Below are 16,862 nucleotides of genomic sequence, written 5' to 3' on the forward strand. Positions count from 1 at the left end.
CATGGTGCTCTAGACCGTGAAGCGCAGCTTCCAGACCATGCCCAGCGCTTCGACGAAGATCTTCTTGTTCATTTTCGAGTGCCCCACACGCCGGTCCTCGAACACGATGGGGACCTCGCGCACGGTGAAGCCCTTGCGCAGGGTGCGGTAGGTCAGTTCAATCTGGAACGCGTACCCGGTGCTGCGCACCTCATCCAGGTTGATGCTCTCCAGCACGCGGCGGTTGAAGCACTTGAAGCCGCCGGTGAGGTCGCGCACGTCCACGCCCAGGATGCTGCGCGCGTAGAGCGAACCGCCGCGGCTGATGATCTTCCGGCCCACGCCCCAGTTCACGGTGCCGCCGCCATCCACGTAGCGCGAGCCCAGCACCAGGTCCGCGCCGCCCTCCGCGGCGTCCATGAAGGTGGGCAGGTAGCGCGGGTCGTGGCTGAAGTCCGCGTCCATCTCCAGGATGTACGTGTAGCCCTCGGCCAGGGCCCACCGGAAGGCGGCCAGGTACGCGCGGCCCAGGCCCTCTTTCTTCTCGCGGTGGAGCACGCGCACGCGCGGGTCCTTCGCGGCCAGCTCATCCGCGAGCTGTCCCGTCCCGTCGGGCGAGTTGTCGTCGACGACGAGGATGTCCACACGGGGGTCCGCCGCCAGCACCGCCTGGGTGATGGGGCCGATGTTGTCCCGCTCGTTGTAGGTGGGGATGCAGACCAGCGCACGGTTCATGACCCGGCGGACATACCCCAAACCCGGCGCTGGAACAGCACTCCCGACGCCAACCCGGTCGGTTCTCCGGGTCAGGAGACATGGCGCGGGGGCAACAGCTCCAGCACCGTCTGGGCCGCGCGGTGGGCGGCTCCCACCTCACCCAGGCGTCCGCGCACCTCGGCCAGGCCCTGGACCATGGCGTCGCGGGGCTCACCCGGCAGCCACACGCGCCGCACCTCGGAGGCGATGTTCTCCGGGGTCATCTCCCCCTGGAGCAGCTCCGGCACCACGCGCCGGCCCGCCAGCAGGTTGATGAGCGACACGAAGGCCACCTTCAGCATCAGCCGGCCCACCCAATACGTCACCAGCGACACGCGGTACACGACGACGAGCGGACGCTCCATCAGCCCCGCTTCCAGCACCGCCGTGCCGGAGGCCACCACCGCGGCGTCGCTCGCGCCCACCACCTCCGGGGCGCGCCCGTCCACCAGCACCGGCGTCACGCCGCTGCCCTCGAAGCGGGAGAGGATTTCCTCCTTGGCGATGGTGGGCGCCACCGGCACCACCACCTGGAGCCCCGGCCGCTCGGAGGCCAGCTGCTTCGCGGCCCGGACGAGGGTGGGCAGGATGCGGCGAATCTCACTCATCCGGCTGCCGGGCAGCAGCGCGAGCGTGGGCGCGTCCTGGGACAGGCCCAGGCGCTGCCGGAACTCGAGGGCGCTGGCGGCCTTGGGCATCTGCTCCAGCACGGGACTTCCCACGTAGCGTGCGGGCACCCCGGCCTCCCGGTAGAAGTCCTCCTCGAAGGGCAGGATGCAGAGCATCCGGTCCACCAGCCGCTGGATGGTGCGCACGCGGCCCCGGCGCCAGGCCCAGATCATCGGGGACACGTAGTAGGCCACGGGGATGCCCAGGGCCTTGAGCTTCTTGGCCAGACGCAGGTTGAAGTCCGGGATGTCCACCAGGATGGCGCAGACGGGACGGCGCTCCTCGGCGGCCTGGGCCAGGTCCTTCATGATCCGCAGGATGCGGGGGATGCGGGGGAGCACCTCGGTGATGCCCATGACGGACACTTCGCGGGCGTCGTGGATGAGCTCCACCCCCCGGGCGGCCAGCCGGGCGCCTCCCATGCCGAAGAAGGTGAGGTCGGGGCGCAGGGCCTGGAGTGCGGCGACGAGCTCCGAGGCGTGGGTATCGCCGGAGGCCTCGCCGGCCACGACGAGGATGCGGGGGGAGGATGGCTGCGTCATGGGAGGCAAGACCCTCATCGTAGCTGATGCGCGGAGGGAGGGAGGTTGTAGACTGCGGCCCCCTTGAAGACGCTTCTGCTCGCTGAGAGCCACCCCCCGACCCTGGAGCACCTGACGGGCTTGCTCTCGCAGGCCGGGTACACCGTTCGGGCGGTGAATGACGCCGTGATGGCGTTGGAGCACTTCTCGGCGGACAACCCGGACGTGGTGGTGCTGGGCGTGGACCTTCCGCGAGTGGAGGGACAGCACGTCGTGCACCTCATCCGAGGGCACAGCCAGGGTGGGCGTGTGCCCATCGTGGCCATCGACAAGGGGCACCTGGGCCGCGCGAAGGGCGTGAGCTCGGTGCTGGACCTGAAGGTCAACGCGTACATCCCGGATCCGCTCAAGCCGGGCGAGCTGGTGCCTCGCCTGGAGGCGCTGGTGAAGGCCGCGCAGGCCATCACGCTCACGGGCCTGTCCGCCACGCTGTCGAGGCCCGCGGTGGCGGCGGGGGACCTGAAGGCCTTCCCGCTGCCGGCGCTCCTTCATTCGCTCTACCGGCTGCGCCGTGACGGCGTGCTGGTGGTGGCCCTCAAGGGTCTGTCGCGCCGGGTGTTCTTCCTGCGAGGCGGGCCGGTGAACTTCGACTCCTCCGCGAAGGAGGACGCGCTGCCACGCTTCCTGCGCGAGCGTCGGGTCCTCACGGAGGCGCAGGAGCAGCCGGTGGTGGAGTCGCTCGCCTCCGGCCTGCGCATCGGCGCGGCGCTGGCGGACGTGGGCGTGGAGGCGGTGGGCGAAGACCTGCTGGCACTTCTGCGCGACTTCACCCGGGACCGGTTAGGGCGCGTGCTGGCCATGCGCGAGGGCCGGTACGCGTTCTACGCGGGCGACGAGTTCTCCTCCGAAGTGGCCTCCGTGGATCAGCCCGCCCTGGCCCCGCTGCTGGAGGCCGCGCGCAGGCGCATGCCCCTGCGGGTGGTGGCGAACGCGCTCAAGGCGCACCTGAACGAGTACCCGGTGCGCTCGGCGGACTTCGGCCGGGACCTCCAGTCGATGGCGCTGGACACGGAGGACATCAAGCTGGCCATGCAGGTGAACGGCCGCATCGTGCTCAAGGACCTGCTGGCGCACGGGCGCGCGGAGCTGCGGGCGGCGTACACGCTGCTGTGGTTCCTCAAGCTGACGGGCGGGGTGACGTTCTCCGCGACGCCGGTGGCCACGGGGACAGACGTGTTGAGCGCGGCGGCGGTGCCGGACGTCATCGCGCCGCGCAAGCGCAAGAGCCTGCCCGCGGAGACAGCGGCGGCGCTGCGCGAGGAAGCGGTGCGCATCATCACGCGCAGCTACTTCGGCGGGCTGGGGTTGGACCTCGCGGCGGACAAGGAGGCGGTGGAGCGCGCGTACCACGAGACGGCGATGCGCTTTCACCCGGACACCTACGCGGAGTTCGACCTCTCCGACCTGCGCGACCTGTTGGAGCAGGTGCAGGAGAAGCTGTCAGCGGCGTACCGCGTGCTGAGCGTGGATGAGAAGCGCCGCGCCTATCTCCAGTATTTCTTCAGCCGGCAGGAGGTGGTGGGCCGCGCGACCGCCATCAACGTGGACGCGGAGCTGGCACTGCGCCGGGGCGAGTCCGCGATGAAGCGGGGCGACTACAAGGCGGCCATCCAGGGCTTCGAGGAGGCGGTGTCGCTCAACGGCGGTGAGCCCGAGTACTACTCGTACCTCGCCTGGGCGAAGTACCGGGGTTCGCCCGGGCCGTTGATGCAGCGGGCGCTCGCGGCGCGCAAGGTGCTCAAGCAGGCGCTGACGTTGGACCCGTACCTGGAGCGGGCGCAGATCATCGCGGCCATCATCGAAATCGACCTGGACGACGTGCCGCTCGCGCGCAAGAAGTTGATGAAGGTGCTGGAGCTGAACCCGTATTCGGTGCTCGCGAGGGCGGCGTTGCAGAAGGTGGTGAAGTAGTCATGCATCACGCGCTCTGGCGGCTGCTCCGCTACGCGAAACCGCACGCGGGAATCCTCGTCCTGGCCTTCGCGTGCATGGCGGTGTTGGGGCTCGCGACGGGCGCGTACGCGTACCTGCTGGGCCCGGCGCTGCGCTTCCTGTTGTCGGGAGGCGAGGAGGGCTTCGCGAGCGCGCACCGGGTGCCCTGGCTGGCGAACCTGCCGCGCGAGGCGGCGCTCTGGGGTTTCCCGGTGCTGGTGCTGTGCGTGGGCGCGGTGAAGGGCGTGGGGTACCTGGGCCAGTTCTACTTCATGGGCCTGTTCGCGCAGCGAGTGGTGAAGGACCTGCGGCGCGACCTGTTCCTGCGGCTCACGGCGCTGTCGCCGTCGCAGCTGTCAAAGGAGCGGACGGGAGATCTGCTCAGCCGCTTCTCCTCGGACGTGATGGCCGTGGAGCTGGCCGCCATGTACACGGTGGGTTCGTACCTGCGAGACACCATTCAGGTGCTGGTGCTCGCGGGAGTGGCGCTGGCGATGAGCCCGATGCTCGGAGGGCTGATGCTGGCGGTGATTCCGCTGGCGGCGCTGCCCGCATCGAGGCTGACGCGCAAGGTGCTGAAGGGAACGCGAGAAGGGCAGGCCCACCTGGGCCAGCTCGCGGGCCAACTGCACGAAGGGCTGGGAGGACTGCGCACCATCCAGGCCTTCAACGGCCAGGAGGCGGAGCTGGCGCGCTTCGAGTCCTACGCGAGGGCCCACGAGGAAGCGGTGGTGGGCGCGGCCTGGGCGCGAGGAGGCGTGCCGGGGTTGATGGAGGTGCTCGCCGCGGCGGCGCTCGCGGGAGCGCTGGGGTACGCGGCGGCGACGCGAGCGATGGAGCCAGAAGCGCTCCTGTCGCTGCTGACGGCGGTCATCCTCGTGTACCAGCCTGTGAAGGACCTGGGCCGGGTGACGCAGTTCGCGGTGCAGGCGGGAGCGGCGGGAGAGCGCCTCTTCGCGCTGCTCGACCTGAAGCACCCTGTGGAGGACGCCTCCGGCGCGGGGCCGGCGCCAGCGCTGCGTGAGTCGCTGCGCATGGAGGGCGTGCGCTTCTTCTACGGCGAGCGCCGAGCGTTGGACGGGATGACCCTGGACCTGAAGGTGGGCCAGGTGGCTGCGCTGGTGGGAGGCAGTGGAGGCGGCAAGAGCACGGTGACATCGCTGCTGCTGCGCTTCGAGCGTCCCCAGCAGGGGCGCATCCTCCTGGATGGAGTGGACGCGGACACGTACACGGCGGCGAGCGTCCGGAGTCAGTTCGCGCTGGTGACGCAGGAGCCGCTGCTCTTCCACGGCACCGTGCTGGAGAACCTGAGGCACGCGAGGCCCGAAGCGACGAAAGAGGAAGTGGAGGCCGCGGCGAAGGTGGCGAACGCGGACGCCTTCATCCAGGGCCTGCCCCAGGGCTACGACACGCGCATCGGAGAGCGAGGCGTCATCCTGAGCGGAGGTCAGCGCCAGCGCCTGTGCATCGCGAGAGCGGTCCTATCCAAGGCCCCGGTGATGGTGCTGGACGAAGCGACCAGCAGCCTGGATCCAGAGAACGAGCGCGAGGTGCAGGCCGCGCTGGCGAAGGTGCTCCCCGGCAGGACGGCGCTGGTCATCGCGCACCGGCTGTCCACGGTGACGAGCGCGGACGTCATCCACGTGGTGGAGGCGGGCCGCATCGTGGAGAGCGGAAGCCACGCGGACCTGCTCCAGAAGGAAGGCCGCTACGCCGCCATGTGGCGCCTGCAGACATCAGGTCCCGTCGAGCGGGGAGCGGCGTGAGCAAGGCGGGCTCGGTGACGCGGCCCCTCGCTCTGGCGATAGCGCTTGGAAGGCCGCTGCGTCGCCACAAGGCGCCTGCGGACGTCAGGCCCCATCGAGCGGAGAGCGGCGTGACCAATGTCGTCACGGCGGAGCAGCCCCCCGACCTGGCGATAGAGCAAGGAAGGGCGCTCCGCCGCCACGTGTCGCTGGACGTAAGGCCCTTCGAGTGGGGGGCGGTATGAGCAAGCCAATCACGGCCAGGCGGCCCCTCTCCCTGGCGATCCGCGCGGTGTTCGGTGTGCTGTTCCTGCTCCTGGGAGTCGCGGGCTTCTTCGCCTTCGCGGCGGGCTTCGCGGACTACCCAGTCGTCGAGCCTGTCCCGGACGCGAAGCCGTGGATCCGCGGCGCGTACCACGTGCACACCACGCGCTCGGACGGGAACGGGACGCCCGCGAAGGTCGCCCGGGAGGCGAAGGCCGCGGGCCTCGACTTCGTGGTGCTCACCGACCACAACGACTTCAAGCCGCCCGCCGCGACCTGGATGGACGGCGTGCTGCTCGTCCCCGGGGTGGAGATTTCGACCAGCGCGGGCCATCTGGCGGCGTTCGGCATGCAGAGGCCCATCGAAGGCGTGAAGCCCTGGGGCCCACCGGAAGAGGCGGTGGCCGCGGTGGAAGCCGCCGGAGGCACGGCGGTCCTCGCGCATCCGGTCCAGACGAAGAACCCCTGGAAGGACGAAGCGACGGCGCACCAGGTCCCAGGCTTCGAGCTGTACTCCGCGGACACCTTCTTCCGGCAGGCGCTGCGAAGTCCGGTGAGCCGGCTCCTGCCCGCGGTAGGCGCCTCCCTGGTGAGCCCGGTGCACGGCGTGATGCTGCTAGCGGTCCCAGAGCCACGCCCGACAGAGCGCTACCTGGAGCTGACGCGAGAGCGAAAGCGCATCGCCCTGTGCGGCAACGACGCGCACGGAGTGCCCGCGTACGAGGACATCTTCAACGCGCTCGACATGGAGCTCCCGCCGGACGTGCTGCCGGGCCCCCTGTCCCAGAACGCGCGCGAAGCCGCGGCCCAGGTCACGCAGGTGCTGGCGAGCGGCCAGGCCCTCTGCGTCTTCCGAGCGCTCGGAGCGCCAGCTGGCTTCGCCCTGGAAGGTTTCGACGCGAACACGAGGGAAGCCCCCGTGGGCACGGTGCTGACGGTCCGCCTCCCGGAACACACCCCGGGCACGGTGGAGGTCCGGGTGTGGGGTGACGGCCGCCTGCAACCCGACGGGCAGCACATCGAGCTGACCGGTCCCGGAGCAGTCCAGGTGGAGGTCTGGGCCCACGCGCCCGGACGTTTCTTCGGCCACGAGTGGCGGCCCTGGCTTGTCCCCAGCCCGGTGCGAGTGGTGCCGAGACCGCCGGGCATCTGATAGAGCGCGGGACGTCGCCCATGCGCCTGCTCTACGTCGTCGCCACCTACGTCCTCTTCGCGCTGCTGTTCCCGGTGCTCTGCGTGTACCGGAAGACGCGTCACGGGCTGAAGCAGCGGCTGGGCTTCTACGGGCCGGGCGACCTGCCAAAGGGAGAAGGCCCGCTGCTGTGGTTGCACGGAGCCAGCGCGGGAGACCTGCTGGCCCTGGCGCCCATGTTCGGCCCCCTGCGCCAACGCTTCCCTGGCTGCCGCATCGTGCTCTCGACGATGACGGACAGCGGCCATGCGATGGCAAGGGACCGCCTGGCGAAGCAGATCGACGGAGTCGTGTACGTGCCCTACGACCTCTGGGGAGCGACGCGAAGGGCGGTGCGAGCCCTTCAGCCGGACCTCCTCATCCTCGAGTACACGGAGGTCTGGCCCAACCTCATCCGAGCCGCGAAGCATTCCGGAGCGAGCGTGGTGATGACCAACGGGCGCTTCTCCCCGGCGAACGTGGGGAAGTACCAGACGCTCTTCGGCCTCATCGAAAACCCGCTGAAGGACATGGACCTGCTGCTGATGCGGCAGGACGAGGAAGCCGAAAGAGCAAAGGCCCTCGGCGCACCGGCCGAGCGGGTCCTCACCACCGGGAACACCAAGTTCGACGCCCTCGCGGCGGGGCCAGCCCCGGAGGACGAAGCCCTGCGAACCGCCCTCGGTCTGTCTCCAGCGGATCCGGTGTGGCTCGCGGGAAGCACGCACGAGGGCGAGGAAGAAATCCTGTTGCAGGTGTATCAGCGTCTACGGGAGCGCTGGCCCACGCTGAGCCTGGTCATCGCGCCGCGCTACCTGAACCGGGCGGAGCGGATCCAGACCCTCGCCAGGGAGCGGAACCTGACCGTGGGCCTGCGCTCACAGGGCAACCCGGAGCGAGCGCCGGTGGTGGTGATGGACTCGATGGGTGAGCTGTCCCGAGCCTACCGCCTGGCGACGGTGGTGTTCGTGGGAGGCTCGTTCACGAAGCGAGGCGGCCAGAACATCCTGGAGCCAGCGGGGCAGGGCCGGCCGGTGTTGTTCGGCCCGCACATGGACAACTTCCGAGACAGCGTCGCGGTGCTGCAAGGCAACGGAGGCATTCAAGTGGCGGATGGAGAAGCCCTGCACGCCGCGCTGGAGGACCTCCTCGCCCATCCCGAACGCCGGCAGCAACTGGGAGCCCAGGCCGAAGCCACGGTGCGCCGCATCTCCGGAGCCAGTGAGCGCAACGCGGAAGCCATGGCCGCGCTAAGGAGGGCTCCTCGATGACGCTCATCGTCCATCCCCACTTCCACAAGCGGTACACGGGAGTGACCCGGCACGTGGAGTCCGTGGTGCCAGCACTGGCCCAGGGCGACGAGACACGGGTCATCGGCTCCGGCCTGACGGAGGCCCTGCCGCGCATCACCTGGGGAGAGCTGATCCGCCGCTCGCACCAGGAGCCCATCGTCTGGCACGCGCACCGGAACAACGAGCTGCTGGCGGGGATGCTCCTGAAGGCCTTGGGAGGAAGGGTCCAACTCGTCTTCACGAGGCATACGTCGGTGGCCCCCACGAGCTTCACCCGCTGGCTCGCCAGGGGCGCGGACGCGCTCGTGTCGCTCACGAAGCAGATCTCCGACGTCATCGCGCTCCCCTCCACGGTGATTTCGCACGGCATCGACCTCAAGCGCTTCCACCCACCGGAAGACCGCGACGCGGCCTGGGCCCGACTCCAGCAGGGAGGCCGTTACGGCATCGGCGTCATCGGCCGCATCCGCAAGGAGAAGGGGCAGGGCGACTTCATCGAAGCGCTGAGGCCGCTGTTGCCGCAGCGGCCGGACTGGCAGGCGGTGCTGGTGGGGCTCGCGAAGGGGCCGGACCTGGCATGGGTGAACGGGCTGCGCCAGGGCATCGAGGACCGGGTGCGCCTCGCGGGCCAGCAGTCCACCATCGAGCCCTGGTACCAGGGCCTGAGCATCCTGGTGCATCCCTCCTACGCGGAGGGCTACTCGCTGGTGCACGTGGAGGCGATGGCCTCCGGGTGCTGCGTGGTGGCCTCGAAGCTGCCGTACCTGGACACGCTCATCGAGCACGGCCGCACGGGCTTCTTCTTCGAACCCGGAGACGTGAAGGGCCTGCGCGACCTGTTGGACGAACTGACCCGCGAACCGGAGCGGGCCCGTCAGGTCGGCCGCAACGCGCAGGAAGAAGCGCGCAGCCGCTGCGGCGTCGAGCACGAAGCCCGGGCGCTCCGTGACCTCTACCATTCGCTGGTGAAGCGCTGATGCGCATCCTGCACCTGCTCGCGAGTCCCTTCTGGAGCGGCCCAGCGGAGAACGTCGCGCTGTTGGCCCAGGCGCAGCGGGCCCTGGGCCACGAGGTCACGGTGGCGGTGGACCGCAAGCGCCGGGACATCGCCGCCGAGGAACCCGCCGTGCCCCGCTTCCAGCAACTGGGCCTCCTGGACGAGGGCGGCCTGACGTTGTCCGTGAAGTCTCCACCGTGGGAAATCTGGAGCGACCTGCGAGCCCTCCGCCGCAGGACGGTGGACGTGGTCCACGCCCACTTCACCCATGATCATCTCGTAGCGCGCTGGGGAACGCCGAAGGGCGCGGTGCGGATCCGCTCCATCCACGCGCCCCGTTCGCTGCGTGCATCGCTGCCCGAAGCGAGCGCGTACACGGTGCCCGCGAGCCACCTGATGGAAAAGCTCGAAGGCAGGCATCGCCTCGTCCAGGTCCTGCCCGCGTTGGTGGACCCGATGTTCGAGCCCCCCCAGGACCGCCAGGCCCTCCGCCGGACGCTGGGCCTCGAAGACACGCAGCTCGTGGGAATGATCTCCACGTTCCAGCAGAGCCGCCGTCACGCGCTGGGAGTCGAAGCCTTCGCTGCGTTCCGCCAGCAACGTCCCGAAGCTCGCCTCGTACTGGTGGGCGACGGGGCCCTGCTCGAAGCGACGCGGACACAGGTGACAGAGCGAGGCCTCACCGAACAGGTGACGTTCGCGGGCTACCAGCAGGGAGCGGACTTCGCGAAGTGGCTGCAGGCCCTGGATGAAGTCTGGATCCTCGGTCTGGGAAACGACTGGAGCGCGAGGGCCGCGGCCCAGGCCAGGGCCTGCGGCGTCCGAGTGGTTGCGGTGAACGAGGGCGCGCTCCCGGAGCTGTCAGACGCGAGGGTGGAAGCGCCCACGGTGGAAGCCGTCCTCTCCGCCACGCTGTCCGGAGCAAAGGCGGGCACCCGGCACCCGACGAACGAGCACATCGCCCGGGACATCCTGGCCCTCTACCAGAAGGCAGCGGAGCCACGGCGATGACGGGCGGACCCACGGCCCTGGAGCGGATCTTCTATCCGCCGGCACCGGAGCCCTGGACCCGTCGTGCCCTCCTGTCACCGCTCACGCTGTTGTCCTGGACCTACAGCGGAGCGGTCCGCCTCCGAGGTGCCCTCTACGATTCGGGATTGAAGCGAGCCGAACAAGTCGAAGGCCTGCGGGTCATCTCCATCGGCAATCTCAACGTTGGAGGCACGGGCAAGACCCCTGCGGTCCTCCATCTCGCGGAGATGCTGATCAGCGAAGGACGCAAGGTCGGCATCCTCACCCGAGGCTACGGACGCGAGTCCCAGGAGCCACTCACCTTCACGGGCGCGGAGGCCCTGCCCGCGGTGACGGAAGCCGGAGACGAACCCCTGCTGCTCGCGCGCAGGTGCAAAGGGGCCCGGCTCTTCGTGGGAGCGGACCGCGTCGCGGCGGCATTCCGGGCCCGGGACGACTTCGGCCTCGACACGGTCCTGCTGGACGACGGCTTCCAGCACCGCCGCCTGCACCGTGACGAAGACCTGGTGGTCGTGGACGAAGCCGTGGGCCTCGGCAACGGCCAACTGCTCCCAAGAGGCCCGCTGCGCGAGCCCCCATCGGCCCTGCGCCGCGCCACGCTCCTTTGGCTGAGAGCCGCTTCCGGAGATGCCGCCCCCAATCCATGGCTCGAAGGCGTGACTGCTCCCAGGGTCCGGACGCGCTATGGACCCACGGCGTGGTGGGACCCTTCGGGGACCGAGCACGCGACGAAAGCGCTCGAAGGAAAGCCGGTGCTCGCCCTGGCGGGGCTGGCCCGGCCCGGAGGGTTCCTGAAGACCGTGACCACACTCGGAGCGGAGGTCCGGGACGCGGCCCTCTTCCCGGATCACCATCGCTTCACTGCGGACGAGCTTCGCCAGGTCGAAGCCCGGGCCCGCCAGCACGGAGCGCTCGTGGTGACGACGGAGAAGGACGCGGTGCGCCTGCCCGCCGGCTTCGAGGCCTGGGTGGTGCGCCTGGGAGTGGAGGTCCTGGAGGGCGAAGCGCATCTGAAGCGGGCGCTCGGGCTGCAGGGAGAGACGCGCGACTTGTGAGGGCTGGACCGCTGTGGGACAACGCGCGCCCATGCCAGCGGCCCCGTCTTCACGTCCGGCAGCTTCGTCTTCGCGCCTGCCACTCTCCTTCGCGCGCCGTCGGGTGTTGCTGGTGGGAGACCTGGTCGCCGACCACTACCTCTACGGACAGACGGACCGGGTGAGCCGCGAGGCCCCGGTGCTCATCGTCCGGTACGAGTCGTCGGAGGTGAATCTCGGAGGCGGGGCCAACGTGGCGGCCAACATCCGAGCGCTGTCGGGGCAGGTGACGGCGGTGGGCGCCCTGGGCGTGGACTCGATGGGCCGCGAACTGCGCAAGCTCTTCGATGCCGCGGACATCCGGCTGCACGCGGTCAGCAGCCGAAGCATCCAGACGGAGACGAAGACGCGCATCCTCGCGGGAGGCATCAGCACCACGAGGCAGCAGATGCTCCGCGTCGACCGGGGCCAGCGAGGCCCCCTCCCGCCCCGGATGCGCAAGGCCATCGCCAGGCAGGTCGAAGCCGCCGCGAAGGACGCGGACGCGGTGGTGGTCTCGGACTACGGAGCAGGCGTCGTCAGCGACGAAGTCCGGACAGCGTTGCGAAAGCTCGCCGCGGACGGCCTCCCGGTCTGCGTGGACAGCCGCTACGCGCTCATGGCCTTCGCGGGCCTCACGGTATGCAAGCCCAACGAGCCGGAGCTGGAAGCGCTCACGGGCCGTCCGGTGCGCACGAAGGAAGACCTGCTGGAGGCCGGTCACGAAGCGGTCCGCAAGCTGGGCTGCCAGGCCCTGCTGGTGACGCGAGGCCGGCACGGCATGGCCGTCTTCGACGCGAAGGGCGGCGTGGACCTCATCCCCGTGCACGGAGCGAAGTCGGCGGTGGACGTGACGGGAGCGGGCGACACGGTCATCGCGAGCTTCGCGTTGGCACTCGCGGCCGGAGCCTCGTTCGGTGAAGCCGCGAGGCTCGCGAACGTCGCGGGCTCGCTGGTGGTGCAGAAGCCCGGCACGGCGACGGTCTCCCGCGAAGAACTCCTCGAAGCGCTGCGGAGCCCACGATGAACACCCTGGACAAGCTTCGTCCCCTCGCCGCCATCGCGGAAGAGCGGGAACGCTGGCGCGAGCAGGGCCGCACGGTGGCCCTGGCCAACGGCGTCTTCGACCTGCTGCACGTCGGGCACGTCCGCTACCTGGAAGGGGCGAAGGCCCTGGCGGACGTGCTGGTGGTGGCGGTGAACTCGGACGCTTCCACCCGGGCCTACAAGGGGCCGGGCCGTCCGCACATCCCGGAAGCGGAGCGCGCGGAGTTGGTCGCGGCGCTGGCCTGCACGGACCGCGTCGTCGTCTTCGACGAGCCGAACGTGCGAACCATCATCCGCGCCCTCAAGCCCGACGTGCACGTGAAGGGGACGGACTACACGCCAGACTCCATTCCGGAAGGTGACGAGGTCCGGGCTTACGGAGGCAGGACGGCGGTGGCGGGAGACCCGAAGGACCACAGCACCACGGACCTGGCCCGCAGGCTCGGCCGCGAAGGCGCGAAGTAGCCCATGGACCTGGACCCGGTGCTGAGGTCCATCCTGGGATGTCCCCACTGCAAGGGCCCGCTCGAAGAGCACCAGGGCCCCCCGCCCGAAGTCCGCTGCGGCAGGTGCCTGCGAGCCTGGCCCGTGGAGGAAGGCGTCCCCCAGATGGTGCCCGAGCAGGAGCGACCGCTCACCCCGTGAGCGAGGCCCGCCCCGCGACGAACGACCGGACCTCCGAGGCCACGCGCTGCTCCAACCCCACGCCAGAAGCCCCATCCACGATGGGCGTCAGGTCCACCATCCGGTGGGGCGCCACCGCATGGCCCCATCGCTCCATGTCGATGCGCAGGAAGAACGCGAGCGTGGGTGCGCCCACGGCGACCGACAGGTGCATGGGCCCGGTGTTGTTGCAGACGGTAAGGCCGGCGGTCCGCATGAGCGCACCCAGCTCATCGATGCTCGTCGCCGGAGCCAGCTCCGCCCCAGGAGCGCCGGAGATCACGCTCCGAGCCAGGGCCTCCTCTCCAGGTCCCCAGGTCACGACCGGCGAATAGCCGAGCGAAATCAGCTCCCGGGCCGCCGCCGCGAATGCCTCGGCGGGGATGCGGCGCTCACCCAATCGTCCCCCCGGGTTGATGACCGCGCGCCGCGAACCCGTCCCGGAGAACGTCGCCAGATAGCCGCGGAACGCCTCGCCCAGCACCGGCTCCCGGAACGAAAGCCCCTCGGCGACAGCTCCCTTCGTCAGGGGCGTCAGCAGGTGGGTGCGCTGAATGGCCTCGTGCCGCGTGTCGGACCGGGCAGGCACGGACACCGACTGCAGCAGCGACACCGGCGAGATGCCGGGTCCAATGACGACCGCCTTGGGGCCCACCATCCGCGCGATGAGCGCGCTCGTCACGGATGGAGCACTCCAGTTGGCGCAGTCCACCACGGTGTCATAGCCCGCGCGACGGAGAGCGCGGATGCCAGGCGCCAGGGGCCCCAGCCAGAGCAGGCGCCGGTCGAACGCCAGGACTGCGTCCGCGTCAGAGTGTCCCTGGAGGACGCGAGCCACCTTGGCGTGCACCAGCACGTGCACTTCCGGAGGCGGGTGGAGATGTGCCTTGAGGGTCCGCATCAGAGGCGTGGTGAGAAGGGCTTCGCCCACGCGGTTGTCGGGCCGGACGAGCAGGACCTTGCGCGGATGGGGGAGGGGCGTTCCGGGAGAACGGCGACGTCCGGGGCGCCAGAACAGGAGGGAAGCCAGGAGCGTCAGTGCCAGCTTCGCCCACGTTTCAAGCCGCTTGTGCCACGCCATCGGCGGCGGACCCTACCAGAATTGGAACGGGCACAAGACGCTGGCTTGACCTTGGGACCGAAAGCCCCTAGCACCCGGCCCGATGCTCAAGAGCATGACCGGATTTGGCTCGGGCCGCGCCCGCGTGGGGGACGAAGAGGTCTCCGTGGAAGCACGCTCGCTCAACCACAAGTTCTGTGAAGTGAAGGTCCGGCTGCCGCGCGAGCTGTCCGCGCTCGAGCCCGCCCTCGTGAAGCAGGTGAAGGACCGCCTCGCGCGAGGCTCGGTGGAGATTTTGGTGCGCCGGCAGGCCGCCACCGTCTCAGGCAACGTCCCCACGGTGGATGTCGCCCTGGCCCGCGAATACGCACGCGCCTTCCGCGAAGTCGCCGAGGCCATGGGCCAGTCGGTGGAGATCGCCTGGTCGCAGGTGGCCAACCAGCCGGGCGTCATCCGCTTGGAAGAGAAGGGCGTGGACGTGGAGTCCGCCACCCAGGCCACGCAGACCGCGCTCCAGCAGGCGCTCGCGGCCCTGGAGACGATGCGGAACACCGAAGGCGAGTCCATTAACGCGGACCTGGACGCCCGGATGAAGCTCATCGAGGGCTGGAGCCAGGACGTGGCCCGGCTCGCGCCTCGCGCGGTCAGTGACTACCAACAGCGGCTCACCGAGCGTGTCGCGGAGCTCGCGCGCGGCGTCGCGGTGGATCCGCAGCGCCTGGCGCAGGAAGTGGCCCTGTTCGCCGAGCGCACGGACATCGCGGAAGAGGTGACCCGGCTCGCGACCCACCTCGAGCAGTTCCGGCTCCTGATGGCGAGCCCCGAGCCGGTGGGCCGGCGCATGGACTTCCTCGTGCAGGAGATGCACCGCGAGGTGAACACGACAGGCTCCAAGAGCCAGCACGCGGAAATCTCCGCGCGCGTGGTCTCGATGAAGGCCGAGGTCGAGCGCATCCGCGAACAGGTGCAGAACGTCGAATGAACGAACCCACTGGACTCCAGCCTGGCCTGCTCCTCGTCCTCTCCGCGCCGTCCGGAGCGGGAAAGACCACCCTCGCGCACCGCCTGCTGAAGGAGATGCCGGACGGCATCTTCTCCACCAGCGTCACGACCCGGCGCCCCCGGGGCAAGGAGCAGGAGGGCGTGGACTACCACTTCGTGGGCGTCGCCGCCTTCCAGGAGAAGATCGAGAAGGGGGAGTTCGTGGAGTGGGCCGAGGTCCACGGCCACTTCTACGGCAGCCCCCAGTCCGTGGTGGACGAAGCCCGCACGCGCCATGGCACCGCCATCTTCGATATCGACGTCCAGGGCGGGCAGGCCATCAAGCGCAAGCACCCCGACGCGGTCCTCATCTTCGTGCTGCCCCCCTCCATGGAGGAACTGGAGCGGCGGCTGCGAGACCGTCAGACGGACGCGGATGAGACCATCCGTCGCCGGATGCTGGCTGCCCGCTCGGAGATCGAGCGGGGAATCGCGTCCTACGACTACATCGTGGTGAACGACGACTTCGAGCGCGCTTATCAGGAGCTGCGCTCGGTGGTGGTCGCGGAGAAGTGCCGGCGGGGGAGGGTGGACCTCTCCAAGCTCAGGTTCGGGAGCTGAAATCCGCCTGGGGAATGGGTGGAACCGCCCCACGGGTTCCCCCTCCACCACGTCGCACCGCGCCGGCAGTCTGCATCAAATTTCTTGCGCTGGCCGATCGCCTGATGGATAAGCCGCCCACCTCGCGGCGACACGCAGGCGCCACTCCGGTGGCACCTGAGCGACGCAGAAACGGGGAGAGGCGCAGTCGGCCTCATCGGTGACGGGAAGTTGACATTCTCCGAACCGATTCTTAGATGGTGCCGCAGCAGGGCAGTCGATCAGCGGGCGTTGAAGGTGTCGGAGCGGGTTGCCGCCTCACGGGAGGCGGAGCAGATCGGGAAGTAGAAGCAGCGGTCGAACGGTTGACACAGGATGCGGCGGTGGTAGAAGCCGCGCCCCTCACCTCGAAGCCCGCGCACTGGCGCGGAAGGCACTTCGAGGAGAGAGCAGCACCGACAAGGAAATAGGGCAGTCAACGAGCGGGTTGACAGCGAACGCGGCGAAGAGATAGAAGCCGCGCCCCACCGAGGAAGCAGCAGTCCGGAAGGCAACACAACGGACGCAAAGCGGTGAGGAAAGCTGACAGCAAGCGGTTGACAGGGAAGACGGCACTGAAGTAGAAGCCGCTCCCCTTCGAAAAGAAGCGGCGGAAGTCACTGGACGGCGCCGATGAATTTCGAAGCAGCCCGCAGGACGCAAAAAGCGAAGTTGACGCTGAGTGCGAACTGAAATAGAAGCTGCATCTCGCTGGTTGAAGCAAAACCAGCGACGAAGTAGATGGTAGCAAAAGTCGCGAAGCAAGACAAGCGGCTCGGTCTTTGAAAACCAAATAGCAAGCCCAAGCAGTAATGGATTGCGGAAACCCGCAGTCAATTTTTTGAGGGCGCTTTACCTCAAGAGCAGCGCTGAAAAGCGCAGCGAGAGGGAAGTGCCGACGAATCAGCGAGCCGAGACTCCTTAGCCGGGTCTCGGGGAACGCCGGTTCAAGCAAACCAAGAATACAATTGGAGAGTTTGA

Annotated in this window: 14 protein-coding genes; 11 read left to right on the forward strand and 3 right to left on the reverse strand. The window is 69.2% G+C overall.

All coding sequences use genetic code 11. The features are described from left to right. Positions 1 to 9: 9 nt before the first annotated feature. Together D7V77_RS11800 and lpxB are read right to left on the reverse strand one after the other, a co-directional pair. Positions 10 to 714 carry a polyprenol monophosphomannose synthase gene (locus D7V77_RS11800; RefSeq protein ID WP_120576367.1) on the reverse strand — a complete coding sequence of 235 codons (705 nt, stop codon included), beginning with the start codon at positions 712 to 714 and terminating at the stop codon, positions 10 to 12. 71 nt (positions 715 to 785) lie between these two features. Further along, a complete protein-coding gene (gene lpxB, locus D7V77_RS11805) occupies positions 786 to 1,946 on the reverse strand; it encodes a lipid-A-disaccharide synthase (protein ID WP_120576368.1) in 1,161 nt (386 codons plus the stop codon). Positions 1,947 to 2,009: 63 nt separating this feature from the next. Between lpxB and D7V77_RS11810 the strand changes: the two genes are divergently transcribed. From D7V77_RS11810 to D7V77_RS11850, 9 genes are all read left to right on the forward strand, one after another. Then, a complete protein-coding gene (locus tag D7V77_RS11810) occupies positions 2,010 to 3,896 on the forward strand; it encodes a DUF4388 domain-containing protein (protein WP_120576369.1) in 1,887 nt (628 codons plus the stop codon). Between the two features lie 2 nt (positions 3,897 to 3,898). Then, positions 3,899 to 5,683: an ABC transporter ATP-binding protein gene (locus D7V77_RS11815; RefSeq protein WP_120576370.1), complete on the forward strand. Its 1,785-nt coding sequence runs from the start codon at positions 3,899 to 3,901 to the stop codon at positions 5,681 to 5,683. A gap of 220 nt (positions 5,684 to 5,903) precedes the next feature. Beyond that, the gene (locus tag D7V77_RS11820) at positions 5,904 to 7,079 is read left to right on the forward strand and encodes a PHP domain-containing protein (RefSeq protein ID WP_120576371.1); all 1,176 of its coding nucleotides are present in this window, start codon (positions 5,904 to 5,906) and stop codon (positions 7,077 to 7,079) included. Positions 7,080 to 7,099: 20 nt separating this feature from the next. After that, positions 7,100 to 8,368 carry a 3-deoxy-D-manno-octulosonic acid transferase gene (locus tag D7V77_RS11825; protein ID WP_120576372.1) on the forward strand — a complete coding sequence of 423 codons (1,269 nt, stop codon included), beginning with the start codon at positions 7,100 to 7,102 and terminating at the stop codon, positions 8,366 to 8,368. Continuing rightward, on the forward strand, positions 8,365 to 9,366 hold the full coding sequence (locus D7V77_RS11830; RefSeq protein ID WP_120576373.1) for a glycosyltransferase family 4 protein: 1,002 nt from the start codon (positions 8,365 to 8,367) through the stop codon (positions 9,364 to 9,366). Before D7V77_RS11825 ends, D7V77_RS11830 begins: the two co-directional genes overlap by 4 nt. After that, a complete protein-coding gene (locus D7V77_RS11835; protein ID WP_120576374.1) occupies positions 9,366 to 10,397 on the forward strand; it encodes a glycosyltransferase in 1,032 nt (343 codons plus the stop codon). The genes D7V77_RS11830 and D7V77_RS11835 overlap by 1 nt, the downstream gene beginning before the upstream one ends. Further along, on the forward strand, positions 10,394 to 11,473 hold the full coding sequence (gene lpxK, locus D7V77_RS11840) for a tetraacyldisaccharide 4'-kinase (protein ID WP_120576375.1): 1,080 nt from the start codon (positions 10,394 to 10,396) through the stop codon (positions 11,471 to 11,473). The genes D7V77_RS11835 and lpxK overlap by 4 nt, the downstream gene beginning before the upstream one ends. A 31-nt stretch (positions 11,474 to 11,504) precedes the next feature. Then, entirely contained in the window at positions 11,505 to 12,518 is a 1,014-nt protein-coding gene (locus D7V77_RS11845) for a bifunctional heptose 7-phosphate kinase/heptose 1-phosphate adenyltransferase (protein ID WP_120576376.1), read from the forward strand. After that, positions 12,515 to 13,003 carry an adenylyltransferase/cytidyltransferase family protein gene (locus tag D7V77_RS11850; protein ID WP_120576377.1) on the forward strand — a complete coding sequence of 163 codons (489 nt, stop codon included), beginning with the start codon at positions 12,515 to 12,517 and terminating at the stop codon, positions 13,001 to 13,003. The genes D7V77_RS11845 and D7V77_RS11850 overlap by 4 nt, the downstream gene beginning before the upstream one ends. 169 nt (positions 13,004 to 13,172) lie before the next feature. Here D7V77_RS11850 and D7V77_RS11855 read toward each other — a convergent pair whose 3' ends face one another. Next, positions 13,173 to 14,282: a glycosyltransferase family 9 protein gene (locus D7V77_RS11855; RefSeq protein WP_120576378.1), complete on the reverse strand. Its 1,110-nt coding sequence runs from the start codon at positions 14,280 to 14,282 to the stop codon at positions 13,173 to 13,175. An 82-nt stretch (positions 14,283 to 14,364) separates the two neighbouring features. On the opposite strand from D7V77_RS11855, the gene D7V77_RS11860 reads away from it, so the two are divergent. Next, entirely contained in the window at positions 14,365 to 15,243 is an 879-nt protein-coding gene (locus D7V77_RS11860) for a YicC/YloC family endoribonuclease (RefSeq protein WP_120576379.1), read from the forward strand. Next, positions 15,240 to 15,863 carry a guanylate kinase gene (gene gmk / locus D7V77_RS11865; protein ID WP_120576380.1) on the forward strand — a complete coding sequence of 208 codons (624 nt, stop codon included), beginning with the start codon at positions 15,240 to 15,242 and terminating at the stop codon, positions 15,861 to 15,863. The genes D7V77_RS11860 and gmk overlap by 4 nt, the downstream gene beginning before the upstream one ends. The last annotated feature ends 999 nt before the right edge of the window (positions 15,864 to 16,862 follow it).

It is taken from the genome of Corallococcus sp. CA041A (assembly GCF_003612075.1).
Classification (GTDB): Bacteria; Myxococcota; Myxococcia; order Myxococcales; family Myxococcaceae; genus Corallococcus; species Corallococcus exiguus.